The following is an 18817-nucleotide window of genomic DNA, read 5'->3' as shown; positions in this document are numbered from 1 at the left end:
TTCAGGGGCGCGGTTCGGGGCGGTCGGGCAGGGCCGGCAGGCCCTGGGGCAGGCGGCGCAGCAGCAGGCGAAAGACCTTGGGATGCCGCTCCGTCGCGGGGCGGCCCTGGTAGTCGATGCGGGCGCCGTAGCGGCCGCAGAGCTCGCGGCAAATGTACAGGCCGAGCCCGGTGCCACGGCTGCGGGTGGAGTGGAAGGGCTCGAAGAGATGGGCCTGCACCTCGGGAGCGATCGGGGGCCCGTCGCTGGCCAGGCTCAGCTCGGCCCAGCCGGCATCGACCACGCGCAGTTGCAGCTGCAGCGAGCCTGCCTCGTGACGGCTGTGGCGCAACGCGTTGTCGAGCAGGTTGATCAGCACGCGGCGCAGGTGCTCGGCCTCGAAGCGCAGCCAGAGCGGCCCCTCGGGCAGGCTGAGCCACAGCGGGCCCTCGGGCGCAGCCGGCAGGCGCTGCTGCTGCAGCCAGTCCTGCGCAATCGCGGCGCAGGCGGCACGGGCGTCCAGCGGCGGCGGCGCGGTCGGCGGCACCACGGCGACCTCCATCACGTCGTCGACGATGCGCCGCAGCCGCGCCGCGTGGTCGGCAATCATGCCGATCAGGCGCACCCGCTGGCCGGCCGGCGGATCTTCGGCCAGCAGGGCATTGGCCTGGGTGATCGCGGCCAGCGGATTGCGGATCTCGTGGGCGATGCCGGCGGTGACGCGGCCCATCGCGGCCAGGCCCTCGTCGCGCAGCCGGGCCTGGACCTGGCGCAGGTCCTCGATCCACAGCAGCTGGTGGCCGCTGCGGCTGGGCCGCAGGCGCAGCCGCAGGGCGGGGCCGGGCTCGCCCTCGGCCGGCAGCAGGTCAAGGCCCGCCTCGGGCCAGGGATCGGCCGACTGCGCGGCATCCAGGGCCCGGGCCAGACGCGGCGGCAGCTCGGTGGCGCTGCCGTGCAGCTCGGGCAGGTCGGGCAGCAGCTTGCGCGCGACCGGGTTGGCGCTGCGCAGGCGACCGCGCGGGTCGAGCACGAGCACGCCGACCTCCAGCTCCTCGATCACCATGCGGTTCAGCTCGGCCTGCTGGCGGGCCAGTTCGAGGCCGCTGCGGGCGGTGCGCTCCTCGCGGGCGAGGCGGCCGGCCATCTCGTGCACGAGCAGGGTGACGAGGAAGAGGCCGCCCCCGGCCAGGCCGGCCCGGCTCAGGGCCAGCAGGGGCTCGGCCCCGCCGCCGAGCGCGGCCTCGACCAGCAGCAGCAGGGAGGCGATGGCCGCCACCGCCAGGGCCTGGCGGCGCGGGGTCAGCACACCGGCCATCAGCGCCGGCAGGACCAGCAGGGCCGCGGAGTTCAGGCTGGCCCCCGCGATGGCATGGAGCGCGCCGAAGAGCAGCAGGTCCACGCCCAGGGTGGCCAGCCAGGCACGGTGGCGCAGGCGCACGCCGCGGTCGAGCATGGGACCGGTCCAGCGCGCGGGCAGCAGCCAGACCGCGCAGGCCAGCAGGGCATGGGCCAGGCAGAGGCCCAGGATGCGCGGGTCGGCGCCGGCGAACTCGGTGGCGAGCAGGCCGGTCAGCAGCAGGGCCAGGCCGAGCAGGGCGCGCGCCGCGACAAAGGTGCGGTAGAGCCGCTCGAAGCCGCTGCCCTCGCCGGTGGCGATGCGGCGCGCCTGGCGACCGAGGAAGCCGGAATCGGGCGGCAGGCCCTCGCGCCAGATCTCGCGGTCGAAACGCGAGGCATCGACCCCGGTCGGGGGCCCGGCCGCCTCAGTCGAGCCGCTGCCCGGCCACACGACGGTGGGCCTCGCCGCAGAAGAAGCGGCCGTCCCCGGCCTGCACGGCCTCGGCCTGCGGCAGACGCAGGCCACAGTGGGCGCAGGCCACGATCTCGGCCGGCGGCCGTGGCGGCCGGGCCACCGGCGCAGCCGGTGGCGGGGTCGACCGCCCCTTCAGCAGCTTCATCACCAGCAGCACGCCGGCGACGATCAGCAGCACCCGCAGGAACACCCCCATCGCGATCCGTCCTTCAGGCACCGGCCGCGCGGTGCAGCAGCACCTCGGACACGAAGCGCGAGCCGGCATAGGCCAGCAGCAGCAGCAGCGCACCGCCGTGCAGCCAGCGCAGCGCGATGCGTCCGCGCCAGCCCAGGGTGTGGCGACCGATCAGCAGGCCGGCGAAGACCGCCCAGGCCAGCATCGAGAAGATGGTCTTGTGGTCCCAGCGCCAGGCGGTGAAGACCAGGCCGAAGACCAGGGTCAGCGTCAGCAGGGCGAAGCCGGCGGCGACGAAATGGAAGGTCAGCTTCTCCAGCCGCAGCAACGGCAGGCCGCCCACGCTGGCCGGTCCGGCATGGCGGCGCAGCGCGCGCTCGGCCCGGCGGGTCAGCATGCCGTGCAAGACCGCGATCGCGAACAGGCTGTAGGCCACCAGGCCGGTCAGCCAGTGCAGGGGCGCCCAGGGCGAGGACAGGCCGGGCCGCAGATCGCCCGGCACCCCCCAGGCCAGCAGCACGCTCAGCACGCCCAGCCCGGCCAGGCCACGCCGCAGCGTGGGCAGCGGCAGCACGCGGCTTTCGACCGCGTAGACCGCAATCACCAGCCAGACGGTGAGCGACAGCGCCGGCGCGAAACCGAAGCGCATGCCGGGATCGCTCAGGCCCAGGCCCAGGGCATGGACCAGCAGGGCCACGGCCTGAGCCAGCCAGGCGGTGAGCAGGGCCGGTCCGCCCCAACCCGGCCGTGGGCGCAGCACCGCGGCGGCATAGCTCAGCACCGCCACCAGGCTGGCCGTGGCCAGCCAGGGGCCGCCTGCGCTCGTGAAGCCGGGAACTACACTCATGCGGCCAGTGTACTGAGCGCCCCGCGGCCACCGCGCGACGCTGACATGGCCCCCTTTCCTCCCGGTTCGAGACCCCATGGCATCCGCCCTTTCCGACCGCCTGAGTCGCCTCGTCAAGACGATGCGCGGCCAGGCCCGCATCACCGAAGACAACGTCGCCGAGATGCTGCGCGAGGTGCGCATGGCCCTGCTGGAGGCCGACGTCGCCCTGCCCGTGGTGCGCGACTTCATCGCCCGCGTGAAGCTCAAGGCCCTGGGCCAGGACGTGGTGGGCTCGCTCACTCCCGGCCAGGCCCTGGTCGGCGTCGTGCACAAGGAGCTGGCCCGGACCATGGGCGAGCTCGACGCGAACGGCGAGCCCAAGGCCGGCCCGAGCGAGCTGAACCTGGCCACCCAGCCGCCGGCCGTCATCCTGATGGCCGGCCTGCAGGGTGCCGGCAAGACCACCACCACCGCCAAGCTGGCCAAGCACCTGGTCGAGAAGCGCAAGAAGAAGGTGCTGACCGTCTCGGGCGACGTCTACCGCCCGGCCGCCATCGAGCAGCTCAAGACCGTCACCGCCCAGGCCGGGGCGGAGTGGTTCCCCTCGCAGCCCAGCGACCAGCCGGTCGACATCGCCCTGGCCGCGCTGGACCATGCGAAGCGCCACTACTTCGATGTGCTGATCGTCGACACCGCCGGCCGCCTGGCCATCGACGAGGCGCTGATGGCCGAGATCCGCGCCCTGCATGCGGCGCTCAAGCCGATCGAGACGCTCTTCGTGGTCGACGCGATGCAGGGCCAGGATGCGGTCAACACCGCCCAGGCCTTCGGCGCGGCGCTGCCGCTCAGCGGCATCGTGCTGACCAAGCTCGACGGCGATTCGCGCGGCGGCGCGGCGCTCTCGGTGCGCAGCGTGACCGGCGCGCCGATCAAGTTCGCCGGCGTGTCCGAGAAGATCGACGGCCTGGAGGCCTTCGACGCCGAACGCCATGCCGGCCGGGTGCTGGGCATGGGCGACATCCTCGCCCTGGTCGAGGAGGTGCAGAAGGGCGTCGACCTGGCCCAGGCACAGAAGCTGGCCGAGAAGGTCAAGACGGGTGGCTTCGACCTGAACGACTACGCCGACCAACTGCTGCAGATGCGCAAGATGGGCGGCCTGGGGGCCCTGATGGACAAGCTGCCGGCGCAGCTGCAGGCCCAGGCCGGCGGGGCCGACATGGACCGCGCCGAGCGCGAGATGCGCCGCATGGTGGGCATCATCCATTCGATGACCGCGCTGGAGCGCCGCAAGCCCGAGCTGATCAAGGCCAGCCGCAAGCGCCGCATCGCGACCGGCGCCGGCGTGCAGGTGCAGGAGGTCAACCGCCTGCTGAACCAGTTCGACCAGATGCAGGGCATGATGAAGAAGATGAAGGGCGGCGGCCTGATGAAGATGATGAAGCGCATGGGCGGCCTGAAGGGCGGCCTGCCCGGCGGCTTCGGCGGCTGAACGCCCGCCCCCATCCTCCGGAAACAGCAAGGCCCGCGCGATGCGGGCCTTGTCGTTTGGGCCGGGCGGCGTGACGGGTGGACCCCGACGCCGGAGGGGGATTCACACCCGCACGAGGTTGTCGCGGTGAATCAGCTCGGCCTCGTTCATGTAGCCCAGCAGCTCGGCGATGCGGGCCGAGGGCTGGCGCGCGATGCGGCGCGCCTCGCTGCTGGCGTAGTTGGCCAGGCCGCGGGCGATGTCTCGGCCGTCCGGGGCCTTGATGGCGATCACGTCGCCGCGCGCGAATTCGCCCTGCACCTCGACGACGCCGATCGGCAGCAGGCTCTTGCCCTCTTCGCGCAGCTTGGCCGCGGCCCCCTCGTCGACGACGACGGCGCCCCGAAGCTGCAGATGGTCGGCCATCCACTGCTTGCGGGCCGCGAGCTTGGCCGTCTGCGCGACGAGCAGGGTGCCGATGCGCTCGCCGCGCACGAGGCGCAGCAGCGCGTCCGGCTCGCGACCCCAGGCGATCACGGTGGAGGCGCCGCTGCCGGCCGCCCGCTTGGCGGCCAGCACCTTGGTCAGCATGCCGCCGCGGCCGATCGCGCTGCCCGCGCCGCCGGCCATGCGCTCCAGCTCGGGCGTGCCGGCCGCGGCCTCGTGGACGAAGGCCGCGTCGGGTACCTTGCGCGGGTCGGCCTCGTAGAGGCCGGGCTGGTCGGTGAGGATGACGAGCAGGTCGGCCTCGATCAGGTTGGCCACCAGCGCGCCCAGGGTGTCGTTGTCGCCGAACTTGATCTCGTCGGTGACGACCGTGTCGTTCTCGTTGATGACCGGGATGACCTTCAGGCCCAGCAGGGTCAGCAGGGTCGAGCGTGCATTCAGGTAGCGCTCGCGGTCGGCCAGATCGGCATGCGTGAGCAGCACCTGCGCACTGGCCAGGCCCTGCTCGCGCAGCAGGGTTTCGTACATCTGGGCCAGGCCCATCTGACCCACGGCGGCAGCGGCCTGCAGCTCGTGCAGTTCGGTGGGCCGGGTGGCCCAGCCCAGTCGCTTCATGCCTTCGGCGATCGCGCCGCTGGAGACCATCACCACCTCGCGGCCCTCGCGCGCCAGCGCGGCCAGTTGCCGACACCAGGTGCCGATGGCCTCGGCGTCGATGCCGCGGCCTTCGTTGGTCACCAGGCTGGAACCGACCTTGACGACGATGCGCCGCGCAGCGGCCAGCACCGGGCTGGGGGCAAGGGGGGACGTGGGGGCGACCATCGGCTCAGGCAGTCTCGGGACGTAGGGGAAGGGGGCGGGGCCGCTCAGCGGAAGCGCGGATCGTCCGCATCGGGCGCGGGCGGCGGCGCTTCCGCCAGCGCTTGTGCCGGCGTGTCGAAGCGGGCATCCGGCTCGACCGGATGCACCTGCCGCAGCGCCACATGCTGCCAGATGGCCCGGATCAGCGGCTCGCAGCCTTCGCGGGTCAGGGCCGAGACCTCGAAGACCGGCCCCTTCCAACGCAGGCGCTTCAGGAAGTCCTTGCGGCGGGCCTCGCGCTCCTCGGCCGGGACCATGTCCAGCTTGTTCAGCACGATCCAGCGGGGCTTGGCATGCAGCTCGTCGTCGTACTTCTTCAGCTCGGTGACGATGGCCCGCACCTGCTGCACCGGGTCGACGCCGTCGAAGGGTGCGAAGTCGACGAGATGCAGCAGCAGGCCGGTGCGCTGCAGGTGGCGCAGGAACTGGTGACCCAGGCCGGCGCCCTCGGCTGCACCCTCGATCAGGCCGGGGATGTCGGCGACGACGAAGCTCTGGCTCGGCCCGACCCGCACCACGCCCAGGTTCGGGTGCAGGGTGGTGAAGGGGTAGTCGGCGATCTTGGGCCGGGCGTTGGAGATGGCCGTGATCAGCGTCGACTTGCCGGCATTGGGCATGCCGAGCAGGCCGACGTCGGCCAGCACGCGCAGCTCGAGCTTGAGCTCGCGGCGCTCCCCGGGCCAGCCCTTGGTGCTCTGGCGCGGCGTGCGGTTGGTGCTGCTCTTGTAGTGCAGGTTGCCGAAACCGCCGTCCCCGCCGCGGGCCAGCAGGATGCGCTCGTCGGGCACCATCAACTCGGCCAGCGGCTCATCGCTCGCAGCGTCGCGGATGATGGTGCCGACGGGCACGCGCAACTCGATGTCGCCTGCCGCCGCGCCGTACTGGTCCGAGCCGCGACCGTGCTCGCCGCCCTTGGCTTCGTAGCGGCGGGTGTAGCGGAAGTCGATCAGCGTGTTCAGGTTGCGGTCGGCCACGGCAAAGATGCTGCCACCGCGTCCCCCATCGCCGCCGTTGGGGCCGCCGAAGGGAATGAACTTCTCGCGGCGGAAGCTCACGCAGCCGTTGCCGCCATTGCCGGCAATGACCTCGATCTCGGCTTCGTCGACGAATTTCATCCTGGGCTCCGAAGCGGGGCTGCCCGGTGGGCAGGCCCCAGAAACGCGAAAGCCCCGGCAGGCCGGGGCTCGTGGCGCGACCGGGAGGGTCGCGTCAGCGGCCTGAAGCTCAGGCCGGGGTGACGATCACGGTGCGGCGGTTGCGCTCGCCCTTGATCGCGAAGGACACGACGCCGTCGGTCAGCGCGTACAGCGTGTGGTCCTTGCCGATCCCGACGTTGGTGCCGGGATGGAACTGGGTGCCGCGCTGGCGCACGATGATGCCGCCGGCCGAGATCACCTGGCCGCCGTACACCTTGACGCCGAGCATCTTCGGCTGGGAATCGCGACCGTTGCGGGTTGAGCCGCCGCCCTTTTTCTGTGCCATGTTTCAGCTCCTTGCGGAATGAGGCCTCAGACGTTCACCGCGCTGATCGACAGCTCGGTGAAGTTCTGCCGGTGGCCCTGGCGCTTCTGATAGTGCTTGCGGCGACGCATCTTGAAGATGCGCACCTTGTCATGACGGCCGTGGGCCACAACCGTGGCCTGGACCGTCGCGCCGGCAACCAGGGGGGTCCCGATCGTCAGGTCGGCGCCGCTACCCACGGCGAGCACCTGGTCGATCACGATGTCCTGGCCGACGTCCGCAGCAATCTGTTCTACCTTGATCTTCTCGCCGACGGCAACCTTGTATTGCTTGCCACCGGTTTTTATGACCGCGTACATATCAGCCTTTCTCACGCGCTTGCGCGCGACACACTCGGGAACGATCCGCAGGGCGGAACAGTCCCATCCCGGTTCTCGTGCCGACCTGCAGGTGGAGCCCGTCCAGACCGAAGCCTGCCCGCGATCCCCGCCTTGCGTCACCTGGTCGCTTTGCCACGAGAACATCTCCGCCCACCACGCAGGCCAGCAGCAGGCGCTTGACACCCGGAAGCCGGCCACACGATAGGCGAAGCCCGCGAGGATAGCACAGTCCATCGCCCGGAAGAAGGGCCCGGCGGCTGGGCGCCAAGCGGCCGCCGCCCGCGCCCGGCGCACCCGGACCCCCTTCCTATAATCTGGAACGAAATCCGGTCTGTCATGAGTTGCGCCGAAGAAGCCCCCGTCCCTCCCGCTGAAGTCCAAAGCCCCGCCGAACTGCTCGCGGAGGACATGGCCGCGGTCGATGCCGTGATCCACCGCCGCCTCCAGTCCGAGGTGGCGCTGATCCAGCAGATCTCGCACTACATCGTCAGCGCGGGCGGCAAGCGCATCCGGCCGATGCTGGTGCTGCTGTTCGCGCGCGCGCTCGGCTTCCAGGGCACCGAAAGGCATGAGCTGGCCGCAACCGTGGAATTCATCCACACCGCGACCCTGCTGCACGACGACGTGGTCGACGAGTCCTCGCTGCGACGTGGCCGCGAGACCGCCAATGCACGCTTCGGCAACGCAGCCAGCGTGCTGGTCGGCGACTTCCTGTATTCACGCGCCTTCCAGATGATGGTCTCGGTCAACCGGCTGCGCGTGCTGGATGTGCTGGCCGATGCGACCAACGTGATCGCCGAGGGCGAGGTCCTGCAGCTGATGAACATGCACGACCCCGACCTCAGCGAAGCGGACTACCTTCAGGTGATCCGCTGCAAGACGGCCAAGCTCTTCGAGGCCAGCGCCCGCCTGGGTGCCGTGTTGGCAGAAGCTTCCCCTGAGGTGGAAGAAGCCTGTGCCGCCTACGGTCAGGCGCTTGGCACCGCCTTCCAGCTGATCGACGACCTGCTCGACTACGAAGGCGACGCGAATGCGCTCGGCAAGAACGTCGGCGACGATCTGCGTGAGGGCAAGGCGACCCTGCCGCTGCTGATCGCGATGCAGCGCTGCACCCCGCAGGAGCGATCGCTGCTGCGCACGGCGATCGAGCAGGGCGAGACGGAGAAGCTGGCGGAAGTGATCGCCATCGTTCGCAGCACCGGGGCGCTGCAAGCCACACGCGCAGCAGCTCAAGCCGAAGCGGACCGTGCGGAGTCGTGTCTCGCGCAACTCACACCTTCTGCTGCCCGCTCGGCTCTGTTATACTTTTGTGCTCAGTCGGTGCAGCGCACCTTCTGATGCAGTCTGAGAGTTCGAGCGCAACCCGGCGTTCGATTTCCCACTCAAACGACTGCGACAAGACAGCACATCGTGCTGACGGCTGCCGAAGCCTAGCCCCAGCGGCTGAACATCGGGGTGTAGCTTAGCCTGGTAGAGCGCTACGTTCGGGACGTAGAGGCCGGAGGTTCGAATCCTCTCACCCCGACCAGGATTGCCTTGTAAATCAAGGACTTGGAACAGCCGCCGCGACGCGGCTGTTTTGCTTTCTGGCGGTTCTGCGCCAATTCTGTGCCAAACCGGCCGGATTGGCCGGCGGCAACGCCGCGACGATATAAGCATGCTGGCTACAGGAGTCTCCTCATCATCTGGAGACATCCATGGCGCACATCGCCAATCGCAGCCGCTTCCGCGTCACCGTCAAGAACAAGCCCGAGCTGACCAAGTACTTCAGCTTCAGCAAGCTGGCCGAGGTCGAGACCTACATGAAGGACCTGCGCTCGCGGGACTTCGCGCCCAAGGCCGTACAGCTCGACGAGAGCTGGCTGGTTCGCGTCCGCGACCAAGGGCACAAGTCCCTCGAGGCCACTTTCTCGTCGGAAGCCGCCGCTTCCCAGTTCGTTGACAAGGTCACCGAAGAGCGCAAGCGCGGTCTGTTCCTCGACTACACCGCCGCGCTGAAGGTCACCTTCGCCGACATCGTCGTGCGCTACCTGCTGGATGAGACCGGCCGCAAGAAGAGTGGCGCGATTCTGGCCTACACCCTGGAAGGCTGGCTCGAGGACAGCGGCCCTCGAGGCATGGAGCTGCTGAACCAGTACCGCGACGAGCTCCGAGCCCGTGGACGCCCCGTGCGTGAGCCGAAGTTCAAGATGCGCAAACCCAGCACCGAACTGGCCTGGATGCACAAGCGCCTCGCCGAGGTCACCACGGTCGACATCGAGGCCTTCCTTGACGACCGCCTGGAGGTGGTGGCCAAGGCGACCGTCGACCGGGAAATCGACCGCCTGAAGGCCATCTTCAAGGTGGTAACCAAGGTCTGGGACTACAACCTCGCCAAGAACCCGATGGACGGCGTGCGCCGCCCGGACTTCTTCAACGAGCGCGACCGTCGGATTTCTCCCGATGAAGAGGCTCGCCTGATGGAAGCCCTTGCGCAGCTCGACCTGGAACGGGCAGTCAAGCCCTTGTTGCACTCGCTGACCGAAGCCGCCCTGCCCCACAGCCAGTTCAGCAGCAACAGCGCCCGCAAGAAGGTATTGGTGCAGGCCCGCAAGGACCTTCGCGCTCAGGCCGAGGAAGAGGCTTACGTCGAGCCCTACCTGCAGGCCTTCTACCTGTTCCAGGTGATGACGGGTGCGCGTCGCGGCGAGACGGTCAATCTGACCTGGGACCGCATCGACTTCAAGGCCAAGACGGCATTCCTGCCAGAGACCAAGAACGGCCGCGCGCGCAAGTTGTCGCTGCGCCAAGACCTGATTGAAGTCCTGGCCGAGTTGCCACGTGATACGCCCTACATCTTCGACGTGGGCTTGGACTACATCGTGGGCGCCTGGAACAAGGCCTGCGGCATGGCCGGCATCGAGGACCTTCGCATCCACGACTGCCGGCACGAGGCCCTGTCGCGTGTGGCTGAAACCGGAAAATTCAGCGTTCCTGAATTGCAGGTTTTCAGCGGGCATCGTGACATCCGCATGCTGATGCGGTACGCGCACCTGTGCGCATCCAAGCTCGCGTCGAAGCTCGACGAGTGCTTCAAGGACGAGGCTAAGGTCCGTGTGCACTGTGGGCGCAAGTTCCTCAACAAGCACGCCACCGTGAAAGTCAGGGACCTGGTCGAGGCAGCCCATGACAGGGACGAGCACATCGCTGTGCCGGCAGCGTTCGAAGCACCGGTCGAACAGGTGGCCCAGCCCCCCGCTCCCGCGCTGACGGTGGACTCGCCTCAAGCGTCGAACGTCATCCCATTTCGGCCGCGGATGCGCGCCTGACCCGGCGACCGCCAACCCAGTGGAATGGGATAAATCGCGAGGCTAGACCTGACAGTACAACTGCATTGCCGACGCCATGCTCAACTGCCAGGATTTCCGCCTCGTGACCCGCGCTGATGTCGCCCAGATGTTCGGCGTCTGCATCAAGACGGTCGACAACTACATCAAGGAAGGGCTGCTCCCGCAGCCCGTTCAATTCGCCAGCCGAGAGTACTGGCACCCGGACGACATCCGCGCGTTCATGGACGCCACCTTCAAGCGAACGTCGTCCGAGCCCCTGACCTTGCAGGCACAGGCCACCGACCAAACAGCGGCCGCAACCGGCGCATCGCGGGCGCCAACCGCTGCTCCGCCCAAGCCGGCGACCAGCAGCTCGCGCGGCATTCATCCGACGGTCCGGGCCAAGGCACGTCAACACTCAGCCCTGCAGCGGCTCAATGCCCACGCCTGAGCATCGCCCGACGCTCGTGACGGGTCGTGCATTCCACGAGCCGTTCCCGGGTCTCCCGGGCGAAAGTCCGTCCTCGCGCGGGTAGCTTGCCCAGCCAAGAAATTTCGGAGAATCGGAAACAACTCGATGACGAAGAGCAGCGAACAATCAGTTTCTGGTTTACCGAAATTCTTCTTGAAGCTCACCAGCAATTCGCTAGAATTTCGGAAAAGCAGAAATTCGCGCTAAAGCCATCCGTTCTAGGTCACAGAAGCTGAAACTCCGAAATGACTGACCCGTCCCGCCGACACCCGACCCTCTTGAAGTCAGCCCCCGAGCTGGGCCCGGTAGTGCGCGAGCGCCGCAAGTCGCAGTCCTTGCGCATCGATGATGCCGCCGGTCTGCTGGGCGTATCGGTGGACCTCATGTCCCGGCTCGAGAACGGCCAAGGGTCGGTGCGCTTGGACAAGGCGCTGGCCGTGCTCGACGGTCTGGGCCTGGCGCTGATGGTGCTGCCTAAGGAACATCCCTGGGCCCGCGAGGCTGGCAGCAACAAACTGTCGGCGTCCGCCACCGACGACAAGGCGTGAGTAGGCAGGCATGACCCACGCACTGCACGTCTGGGCCGAAGAGACCCGAATTGCCGCCATCGAACACGAGGGGCGCGACGACCGCTGGAGCCTGAGCTATGCAGAGCCCTGGACCGCCGACGCCCAGTCCTACCCCCTGTCACCGGCCCTGCCCTTGACGCGCCCACAAGCGGACTACCCGTCTGCGTCCATCAAGCGCTTCATCGAGCATCTGCTGCCAGAAGGCCGGGCCCTGGATGTGGCGGTCGCCTACAACGGCCTGGCCAAGACCAACATCTTCGGTCTCATCTGGGCACTGGGCGCTGAGACCGCGGGCGCCCTGCGCTTCACCGGCGATGCTGCCACGACGCAGCCGGCGGGCGAACCCGTCCTGCGAGAAGTCTCCCGGCAGGAACTCGACCAACGCATCGCCGAGCGCGAGCATGTGCCGCTGACGGTGTGGGATGGCAAGGTACGCATGTCGGTTGCCGGCTTGCAGGACAAACTGCTGGTCTACCTCGACCGACCGCTGAACGACGGTGGGCGGCTCTTCCTGGTGGATGGTCAGCGCCTGGCATCAACGCACATCCTCAAGCCCGACACTGACAACCCGAAGACGCCGCACCTGGCGGTCAATGAACACTTCTGCATGTCGCTGGCCCGCCGCATGGGGCTACCGGCTGCCGAGGTGGGTCTACTGCGCACGCCCCGGCCAGTGCTGGTGGTGCGGCGGTTCGACCGCGAAATCGAGAACGCCGGCGGCCACCCACGGGTTCGCCGCCGGCACATCATCGACGCCTGCCAGGCCTGCGACCTCCCCGTCGCCTACAAGTACGAACGAAACCTGGGCAGTGCAGACGCGGTGCGCCACATCCGGGATGGCGTGAGCTTCGAACGCCTGTTCGGCTGCGCCGATATCACGGCCAACAAAGCCGCCGCCAGGCTGGCCATGCTGCGCTGGGCGCTGTTCCAGTTCCTGATTGGCAACAGCGATGCACACGGCAAGAACTTCTCGTTCTTCGTGCGCCCGGGCGGCTTGCTGGAACCGACGCCTTGGTATGACCTGGTGAGTGTTCTGCAATACGACGGGTTCGACACCGAGCTGGCCATGGCTTACGGTGATGTGTTCAACCACGCCGAGGTGTCACCCTTCGCTTTGGCGGACTTTGCCGCACGATGCGGCATCGACCGCAAGCTGATGCGCCGCGAAGGCCAGCGACTGGCAAAGCTGGCCGTAGCAGCGGCGGCGGCTCAGGCTGAAGACGCCGACTACGAAGGCGAGGCCGAGCGCGCCTTCGTACAGGGCATCGCCAGCTTCGTGGCGGAACAGGCCCAGCGTCTCACACAGTTGGTGGCGGACGCCGCACGCTTGAAGGACGAGTACCTTTAAGAGCGAAGAGAAGGCCCCCGCAGCTTGCGCTGGCGGGGGCCGAAATCACGGGGCTCTCTGGACCTCTACATCACTGAACCAGGCGGGAGCTACCCCTGGCTGGTTACCCTGTTACCTCGGTCACGACAGAAGAAGGCTTGGCAATCTTGGCCGCCTCGAACGCAATGATGAGCAGGGTCCCGGTGGGCTTGCCCTCGCGCGAGAGGTAGAAGTCGGTCTTGAGCTTGCCGGTGACTTTGACGAAGTCGCCTTTGTCGAGCATCGGCTTGTCCTCTTTCATCACCCTCACCGTGAACCATGTCGGCTGGGTGTCGACGCCCCGCTGGCTCTCTGCGAGCCGGAATTCGAAGTAGTCACGCTGGGTGGTCTTCGAGCGCTTTCGCTCCGGTTGAGTGGCTATGTTGCCGAATACCTGCATGCATATGTCCTCGTGTCAGACGGAACGGTCCGTCCACACGTATAGCAACTGCCTTGTGGCCATCTTGAGCCCCTGACACGTCTCAGTGAACCGGCTCCAGCGCGACCTCATCAGGCAGTGCGGGCACCACCACCGACAGGCTCACGGCTTCGACCCGCGAGTGCTCGAACACGCTCGGAATCGCGTCGGGCGCCGAAAGCACAACAACGGCCATCGGCAGCTCTGCGAGCAGTTCGGCCGACAGCGCTGGTTGCGCCCGGCACAACTCGCGCAACGGTGCGAGCTCATCGGCGGTAGCCACCCCGGGTAGCACCCAGCCGGCGCTTTCACCTTCGTCACCGAGCATGAAGCCATAAGGCTCCCTTTGCAGTGCATCGAGGTACAGCCGAACCTCGTCGCACCACAGCGGAAGAACGAACCGGTGCTGGTGGCCGCCCACCTGATGCGTGAACAGCGCATACCCACTCCCGCTGGGTGAGCTGAACGCGCTGGCCCGGTGACCGACTTGGTGGACCCGTGACGAGACGAGCAGCTCAAACATGGCGTGGTCGACATCACCGCACAGCATCCAATGACCACGAATCTGGTCAGCAACGGTCTGCCGGTCTTGCTGCAGACCGTCTTGAACCTCGGCTGGCGTCATGATGGTTGCCGGGAACAAGCGTGCGCGTTGGCCAGCATGTCGGGCCGGCGGGTACGTCAACGTCTTCAGGGAATTCATTCTTTGGCCTCGTGTGCGCGGTATTGCGCAACACGTGTAGCGACCGATGACCTGTCGCTGCTCAGCACCTGTCATCCGGAGCGTTCACGGGCCTGTCGCGGGCCTGTGGACTTCAGCAGGGGACTTGACGGCGCCGTCCATGCGCCGTCCGTTGATGGCAGACGCCATGGCAGGTAGTTGTCGTCGAGCCAGCCCGCAGTGGAGTGCTGGTTTCGTCCATCGATGCGGACCTTTGGCAACCAGACCGGCAGGTCCTGAACGATGACGCGGCCGACCATCACCTCGCGCAGCGCCTTGTGTGTGGGCCCCATGGGCACCTCGACGGCCTTCCAGACCTCGTACTCGTCAGGCTGCTCGCTGGCCTTGAGCTGACAGCGGCCGTCGTTCAGGCTGAGGGCGTCCTGGTCGCGCTTGAGTGCTGCAAGCGTCGCACTGACCCTGTTGCGGATGCGAGGTGTTCGGCAGAAGACGACCACTCGACGCAGGACGGCGCCGACCGTGGTCGTGCGACCGATGCTGAGCACCTCAGCGCATAGCGATGCCGCCCGTTGTGAACCGCGGGCGCTGCAGTCGACCTCGATGGCGGTCACCCCATCAGCCTCCAGTACCGCGGCGTCAGGCCTCAGCGAAATCCGGCGTGCTTTGCCACGAACCGTGGCGGTCGCAACAAGCAGCCCCCCTCGCATGGGCGAGCCAGGCGTCGCGCCTTCGTTGAGTCTGGTCAGCAACTCGCGCTCGGTCATTGCCTGCAGGCCGCGTTGCTCAGCGCACAGAGCCAGGCACTGGGCCCAGAGCAAATGCTCCGGGTTGGTCATGTCGCTCACCCGCCGGACCGAAGCCTGGGCCTCGATACCGCGCTCGGCCAGCCAGGCTACGCCTCGGGCGGTGAGACCATAGGTTGTCTGGAAACGTGCGGTCTTGTAGCGCCTCAGCAGGTCGGCCTTGACCATCCCTCGGACTGCGCGCTGCGCAGCACCCAATGCCGTCTTGAATGGCCGCTCGGGGTAACACGCCACGGCGACGTCCAGCGTGCGGATGACCCTGAATCGATTGGCCATGGACAGCGCGATGGCCCAGCTACGAGTCTGGAGCTGGTCGGTCGAGAGCTGACCGGACAGCCCCCGTCGGGGCGTACCCCGCGACGTCCGTGGCAGAGCAGCGTTACCTACAGGGGCGGGGGCAGTTGTGCCACTGGGGGTGGCTGCAGCAGCCCGCTCGGCAGCGTCGTTGCGGGTCACGGTGTTACCCGCGTTACCCTTCTGCGAGGCCATAGTGGATGCCGCTGTGGTTGCGGCTGGTGAATCTGTGGTGACGGGACAGGTCTCCCTGGGGTGCGAGTGCATGTGGTCGGCTTCCGCGAACAGGTTTTCTGGAGCCACTGCGCGCTCGTCAGTGCGGGCGACGGCAGCGGCCGGCTCTGTCGTGTAGCCACCAGCCCAAACCGAGCGTGACACCCGCTGGCGATAGCCTGCACACCTCGCCGCTGCCGTGTGCGTTTGGTACGGTCGGGGGCTGGCCGCACGGCCGTTCGAGGGCATGGGGCAGCTGTGATTTCCCCTCGTACGGCCTCGCACGCCTTGGGGCGCGCGTCGGTCACGTTTTCGTCGCGACGTTCCTCAAAGTCACCGTTACATCCGCCGGCTTCGCCGGTGCGAACCGCCGCCGCCCCAGAACGTCTTTTCCGAGGGTGACCGTGTCTTCAGGGCGGCTTGCCCAACTGTGTTTTCGGCAGGCCGTGCTGCCACGGCTTGCCCCAAGGTGCGGGAGGCACACGTCCTCCACCCGCACCCCGGGGTCCCCGGCCAGAGGGCACCGCGGGCGGTGCCCCGTCTACCAATGCGTGCCTGCGCGGGGTCGGCGGCGGTTCGCACCGCCTCGCCGGCCCAGTCGCGAGCAACTCGACCCTCCCAGCCGTTCGCCACGGGCATCGTGACCTCATGCACGACGCAACTTCGCTTCCCCAAAACCCGCCGCTGGACGCGGCGCCGTCCGTCCTCTGGTCCGACGAGCTGCAACCGCAAGGTACCGCCGGGCCAGGCGTACGGGGGAAAGCGCTCGATTCAACGGCGAGGGTTCCGTCGGTCAACCTGCGCGACGCACGCGGGTCGAGTCGCGCATGTAGCGGTCGTAGGCGACAGCTGCCGACCGTGGCACGTAGATGAAGTGGTGTCGGGTACAGAACGTGACCAGCTCGTCGGGATACACCTCCGTCCACAGCAGCCGGTAGGCGCTGCTGCCATCGTCTTCATCGAGCCAGCGCGCGTGCTCGGGCAAGTTGGACACGGCGGCACCAGGAAGGATGACCTTGGGTGAGCCCGACGCCACTCGCACGGATTGGAAGACTCGCACCGTTTCATCTGGCCCGGGAAGGTGCTTACGGCAGCTGGCGAGCACACGGCAGGCGACGTCGACCATCGATGGATTCGAGATGTAGTCCTGCAGCGTTTCGAACGTGCCACCTCCCCCGACATCGCCCTGCTCTCGCGCCTCCATGGCTTCGGTAGGCGACCAGGAGGTCCAAAGAGCAAGGAAATTCTCTGCGTTTGGGGTCGGCGGCGTGTCACACGGCTGGTGGGGATTGGGACGGCGGTTCGAACGGGGCATGTCGGCTCCAGAAAGTTGTTGGTGCCCTGTATTGCGACGCTGTTTATCCCTGTGTGCATTCGCCATCACACCTTGTGGACAAGGCCATGGGTGGGTGTGAAGAGCAACGCAAGGAACGAGGTGACTACACCTCGTATCCCTCAACCACCATGAAGCCTGCATGCACAAGAAAATTCGTGGCAAGACCGCCTGCCTCTACCGTTCCCGTTGGGTGCCGAAGGGCACTGACGGCAACACGCACGGATACGCCGTGCAGACCTTCGTCGGCAGCCTGTCTGTCCAGGCCTGCGTACTGCCCGATGAGCTGGCATCGCGGCTGACCGACCCTGAGCGAGCGTACGTCGAGACCACCATTTGCCGCCCTGCTCGGGAGGCCGCCGAGCGTGCTCGCCGCGAGAGCGAACAGCGCGAGACCGACCCACTGTGGCGACTGACGGAAGCCGCACGCCTGGCCGGCGAGGCCGCCGAGCGCAGCCTGCGCCGACGCGTGCATCGACAGCGCGTGCAGGAGGTGACCGACGCCCTTGCCAAGGTGCAGTTGCTCGACCCGCTGGTCGAAGCCAAGGCCACGGAGAAGCGCATCGACCCGTTGCAGGATGCGCTGAGCACCATCCGCGCTGCGGCAGCGGCTGTCCGTAGCGGCGCCTACGGCCGTGCGCCAGAAACCGGCGTACGTTCTACCCGGCCTTACCGGCTCTGGTCGGAAATCTACGAAGCGGTCTGCGGTACGGACGGTGACCCCAACAGCGGGAGCTTGATGCGAGCTCTACAGGACCGCGGGTTCGCGAAGTCCCGCCAGCGCTGACCGGCTCAATCCGGCGCAGGGCATGGAACCTCGGCGACTCGGTCACTGACCGCCTCGGTCAGGATGGCGTGATAGTCGTAGTCGAAGATTGGACGAAACTGGTGGCGTACATGTGTTGTGCCATCAGCTGGGTCGACCCAGAGCTTGAGGGTGGCCAGGTCACCGCAGATGCGCCTGGCCGTGGTATTGCTGATGCGGTCACCATCGAGTTTGGCGCTCTTGATGTTGCCCGACTTGTAGTAAACGAGCTCAAGGCCGAACAAGTCTGGGAGGTCGTTGAAGTACACACGTTGCGTGCCGTCAGCGGCCTTCCAGGGGCAGCCTCCGATTTCTCGGAGTTGGGCGATGAACTGGGCGGTTGTCAGATGCGGGTCTTTCACTGGTAGCTCCTCAAGGGTGGCGAGGCGTATGGCCCCACCGGCCTTGCCTCAGGGCTCGTGTATCGAGCCCTTTTATTCATCCCGCGGCGTCGCACAGGAATCCCCGCCCACATCCGAGATTCCCTCGTCGAGCGCCGGTGACTACACATTTGGCATGCATGTGCATGCGCCACAGGACATTGATGCCATGCGTCACCAGAATCACCCCGTCGACCCTGCCGAGACCCCCGAACAACGCGTCACGCGCCTCTATGCCACGCCCGGAGGCCCGCTCATCGGCTGGCTGTACGACGAATGCCGTCGTCGCGGCCAGGAGTTCCGACAGATGGCCGACGAACTCGGCGTGACCTACGGGTACATCAACCAGCTTCGCAGCGGCACAAGGCTCGTCCGTCAAATCAGCGACGAGTTCGCTGTGAACTGCGCCTACTACCTTGGCGTGCCGCCCGTGGTCGTCAAGATGATTGCCGGGCGCATCCCCATGTCGGACTTTCTGCACCCGCAGGAACCGCTGGAAAACGCCGTGAACCGGGCGATGGCACAGATGCTGGATGACCCCGTCGCCCGGCATGTGCTCCCGGCCGACATGTCGAGGTTGAGCCTGGAGGCCAAGCAGTCGCTCCTGGCGATGTACCTCGAGTGCTCGGGTCGCGACCTGCTGGGTGCCCGCCAGATTCCCGAGCTGGTCCGGTGGTTGCAGCGTGCGGCCACGATTCACGATGAGTCCGAGGGCGAAGCGGTACGAGGTCATCGGGACCTGGCAGTGGTCGACTGACACC

General features: G+C 67.5%; 20 protein-coding genes and 1 tRNA gene. 9 read left to right on the top strand and 12 right to left on the bottom strand.

Going from position 1 to position 18817, the window contains the following annotated elements; genetic code table 11:
• Position 1 precedes the first annotated feature (1 nt).
• From H4F90_RS15810 to H4F90_RS12055, 3 genes are read right to left on the bottom strand one after another with little or no spacing between them, the layout of a single operon-like run.
• A complete protein-coding gene (locus tag H4F90_RS15810; protein ID WP_182664907.1) occupies positions 2-1768 on the bottom strand; it encodes a sensor histidine kinase in 1767 nt (588 codons plus the stop codon).
• Complete coding sequence (locus H4F90_RS12060) at positions 1743-1988, bottom strand: PP0621 family protein (protein WP_235972180.1); 246 nt, start codon at positions 1986-1988, stop codon at positions 1743-1745. The genes H4F90_RS15810 and H4F90_RS12060 overlap by 26 nt, the downstream gene beginning before the upstream one ends.
• 13 nt (positions 1989-2001) lie before the next feature.
• Entirely contained in the window at positions 2002-2814 is an 813-nt protein-coding gene (locus tag H4F90_RS12055) for a cytochrome C assembly family protein (RefSeq protein WP_182664905.1), read from the bottom strand.
• Positions 2815-2890: 76 nt separating this feature from the next.
• Between H4F90_RS12055 and ffh the strand changes: the two genes are divergently transcribed.
• Positions 2891-4285 (top strand): signal recognition particle protein, encoded by a 1395-nt coding sequence (ffh, locus tag H4F90_RS12050; RefSeq protein WP_182664903.1) that lies wholly within the window; start codon positions 2891-2893, stop codon positions 4283-4285.
• Between the two features lie 102 nt (positions 4286-4387).
• On the opposite strand, the gene proB is transcribed toward ffh, so the two are convergent.
• The 4 genes from proB to rplU form a co-directional block, all read right to left on the bottom strand.
• On the bottom strand, positions 4388-5533 hold the full coding sequence (proB, locus tag H4F90_RS12045) for a glutamate 5-kinase (protein ID WP_182664901.1): 1146 nt from the start codon (positions 5531-5533) through the stop codon (positions 4388-4390).
• A gap of 44 nt (positions 5534-5577) precedes the next feature.
• Positions 5578-6687 (bottom strand): Obg family GTPase CgtA, encoded by a 1110-nt coding sequence (gene cgtA, locus H4F90_RS12040; protein ID WP_182664899.1) that lies wholly within the window; start codon positions 6685-6687, stop codon positions 5578-5580.
• Positions 6688-6796: 109 nt separating this feature from the next.
• On the bottom strand, positions 6797-7054 hold the full coding sequence (gene rpmA, locus H4F90_RS12035; protein WP_182664897.1) for a 50S ribosomal protein L27: 258 nt from the start codon (positions 7052-7054) through the stop codon (positions 6797-6799).
• A gap of 26 nt (positions 7055-7080) precedes the next feature.
• Entirely contained in the window at positions 7081-7392 is a 312-nt protein-coding gene (rplU, locus tag H4F90_RS12030; protein WP_182665018.1) for a 50S ribosomal protein L21, read from the bottom strand.
• Positions 7393-7821: 429 nt separating this feature from the next.
• Between rplU and ispB the strand changes: the two genes are divergently transcribed.
• The 6 genes from ispB to H4F90_RS12000 all read left to right on the top strand — a co-directional run bounded on the left by ispB (position 7822) and on the right by H4F90_RS12000 (position 13110).
• On the top strand, positions 7822-8751 hold the full coding sequence (ispB, locus tag H4F90_RS12025) for an octaprenyl diphosphate synthase (RefSeq protein WP_235972179.1): 930 nt from the start codon (positions 7822-7824) through the stop codon (positions 8749-8751).
• 113 nt (positions 8752-8864) lie between these two features.
• Positions 8865-8941, top strand: a tRNA-Pro gene (locus tag H4F90_RS12020).
• A gap of 169 nt (positions 8942-9110) precedes the next feature.
• Positions 9111-10721 (top strand): site-specific integrase, encoded by a 1611-nt coding sequence (locus H4F90_RS12015; RefSeq protein WP_182664893.1) that lies wholly within the window; start codon positions 9111-9113, stop codon positions 10719-10721.
• 76 nt (positions 10722-10797) lie between these two features.
• A complete protein-coding gene (locus tag H4F90_RS12010) occupies positions 10798-11172 on the top strand; it encodes a helix-turn-helix transcriptional regulator (protein ID WP_182664892.1) in 375 nt (124 codons plus the stop codon).
• Between the two features lie 266 nt (positions 11173-11438).
• A complete protein-coding gene (locus H4F90_RS12005) occupies positions 11439-11741 on the top strand; it encodes a helix-turn-helix domain-containing protein (protein WP_182664890.1) in 303 nt (100 codons plus the stop codon).
• Positions 11742-11751: 10 nt separating this feature from the next.
• Positions 11752-13110 (top strand): HipA domain-containing protein, encoded by a 1359-nt coding sequence (locus tag H4F90_RS12000; RefSeq protein ID WP_182664888.1) that lies wholly within the window; start codon positions 11752-11754, stop codon positions 13108-13110.
• 103 nt (positions 13111-13213) lie between these two features.
• On the opposite strand, the gene H4F90_RS11995 is transcribed toward H4F90_RS12000, so the two are convergent.
• The 4 genes from H4F90_RS11995 to H4F90_RS11980 all read right to left on the bottom strand — a co-directional run bounded on the left by H4F90_RS11995 (position 13214) and on the right by H4F90_RS11980 (position 16853).
• Complete coding sequence (locus H4F90_RS11995; protein WP_182664885.1) at positions 13214-13528, bottom strand: single-stranded DNA-binding protein; 315 nt, start codon at positions 13526-13528, stop codon at positions 13214-13216.
• Between the two features lie 82 nt (positions 13529-13610).
• Positions 13611-14249 carry a hypothetical protein gene (locus H4F90_RS11990; RefSeq protein WP_182664883.1) on the bottom strand — a complete coding sequence of 213 codons (639 nt, stop codon included), beginning with the start codon at positions 14247-14249 and terminating at the stop codon, positions 13611-13613.
• A gap of 71 nt (positions 14250-14320) precedes the next feature.
• Positions 14321-15307 (bottom strand): hypothetical protein, encoded by a 987-nt coding sequence (locus tag H4F90_RS11985; RefSeq protein ID WP_182664881.1) that lies wholly within the window; start codon positions 15305-15307, stop codon positions 14321-14323.
• A gap of 1024 nt (positions 15308-16331) precedes the next feature.
• Entirely contained in the window at positions 16332-16853 is a 522-nt protein-coding gene (locus H4F90_RS11980; protein WP_182664879.1) for a hypothetical protein, read from the bottom strand.
• 160 nt (positions 16854-17013) lie between these two features.
• On the opposite strand from H4F90_RS11980, the gene H4F90_RS11975 reads away from it, so the two are divergent.
• The gene (locus H4F90_RS11975; RefSeq protein ID WP_182664877.1) at positions 17014-17658 is read left to right on the top strand and encodes a hypothetical protein; all 645 of its coding nucleotides are present in this window, start codon (positions 17014-17016) and stop codon (positions 17656-17658) included.
• 5 nt (positions 17659-17663) lie between these two features.
• Here the strand turns inward: H4F90_RS11975 and H4F90_RS11970 are convergent, their stop codons facing one another.
• Positions 17664-18038: a hypothetical protein gene (locus H4F90_RS11970; protein WP_182664875.1), complete on the bottom strand. Its 375-nt coding sequence runs from the start codon at positions 18036-18038 to the stop codon at positions 17664-17666.
• A 154-nt stretch (positions 18039-18192) separates the two neighbouring features.
• Between H4F90_RS11970 and H4F90_RS11965 the strand changes: the two genes are divergently transcribed.
• A complete protein-coding gene (locus tag H4F90_RS11965) occupies positions 18193-18813 on the top strand; it encodes a hypothetical protein (protein ID WP_182664873.1) in 621 nt (206 codons plus the stop codon).
• Positions 18814-18817: the final 4 nt, after the last annotated feature.

Origin of the sequence: Aquariibacter albus, assembly GCF_014145335.1 — a bacterium.
GTDB classification, from domain to species: domain Bacteria; phylum Pseudomonadota; class Gammaproteobacteria; order Burkholderiales; family Burkholderiaceae_C; genus Aquariibacter; species Aquariibacter albus.
Note: the sequence above shows the minus strand (reverse complement) of the source record. Positions and strands in the feature narration are given on the sequence as shown.

Coding starts and splice junctions, on each gene's coding strand:
- H4F90_RS12060 (WP_235972180.1), bottom strand. CDS start 1,988: ATGGGGGTGTTCCTGCGGGTGCTGCTGATCGTCGCCGGCGTGCTGCTG.
- H4F90_RS12055 (WP_182664905.1), bottom strand. CDS start 2,814: ATGAGTGTAGTTCCCGGCTTCACGAGCGCAGGCGGCCCCTGGCTGGCC.
- ffh (WP_182664903.1), top strand. CDS start 2,891: ATGGCATCCGCCCTTTCCGACCGCCTGAGTCGCCTCGTCAAGACGATG.
- proB (WP_182664901.1), bottom strand. CDS start 5,533: ATGGTCGCCCCCACGTCCCCCCTTGCCCCCAGCCCGGTGCTGGCCGCT.
- cgtA (WP_182664899.1), bottom strand. CDS start 6,687: ATGAAATTCGTCGACGAAGCCGAGATCGAGGTCATTGCCGGCAATGGC.
- rpmA (WP_182664897.1), bottom strand. CDS start 7,054: ATGGCACAGAAAAAGGGCGGCGGCTCAACCCGCAACGGTCGCGATTCC.
- rplU (WP_182665018.1), bottom strand. CDS start 7,392: ATGTACGCGGTCATAAAAACCGGTGGCAAGCAATACAAGGTTGCCGTC.
- ispB (WP_235972179.1), top strand. CDS start 7,822: ATGGCCGCGGTCGATGCCGTGATCCACCGCCGCCTCCAGTCCGAGGTG.
- H4F90_RS12015 (WP_182664893.1), top strand. CDS start 9,111: ATGGCGCACATCGCCAATCGCAGCCGCTTCCGCGTCACCGTCAAGAAC.
- H4F90_RS12010 (WP_182664892.1), top strand. CDS start 10,798: ATGCTCAACTGCCAGGATTTCCGCCTCGTGACCCGCGCTGATGTCGCC.
- H4F90_RS12005 (WP_182664890.1), top strand. CDS start 11,439: ATGACTGACCCGTCCCGCCGACACCCGACCCTCTTGAAGTCAGCCCCC.
- H4F90_RS12000 (WP_182664888.1), top strand. CDS start 11,752: ATGACCCACGCACTGCACGTCTGGGCCGAAGAGACCCGAATTGCCGCC.
- H4F90_RS11995 (WP_182664885.1), bottom strand. CDS start 13,528: ATGCAGGTATTCGGCAACATAGCCACTCAACCGGAGCGAAAGCGCTCG.
- H4F90_RS11990 (WP_182664883.1), bottom strand. CDS start 14,249: ATGAATTCCCTGAAGACGTTGACGTACCCGCCGGCCCGACATGCTGGC.
- H4F90_RS11985 (WP_182664881.1), bottom strand. CDS start 15,307: ATGGCCAATCGATTCAGGGTCATCCGCACGCTGGACGTCGCCGTGGCG.
- H4F90_RS11980 (WP_182664879.1), bottom strand. CDS start 16,853: ATGCCCCGTTCGAACCGCCGTCCCAATCCCCACCAGCCGTGTGACACG.
- H4F90_RS11975 (WP_182664877.1), top strand. CDS start 17,014: ATGCACAAGAAAATTCGTGGCAAGACCGCCTGCCTCTACCGTTCCCGT.
- H4F90_RS11965 (WP_182664873.1), top strand. CDS start 18,193: ATGCATGTGCATGCGCCACAGGACATTGATGCCATGCGTCACCAGAAT.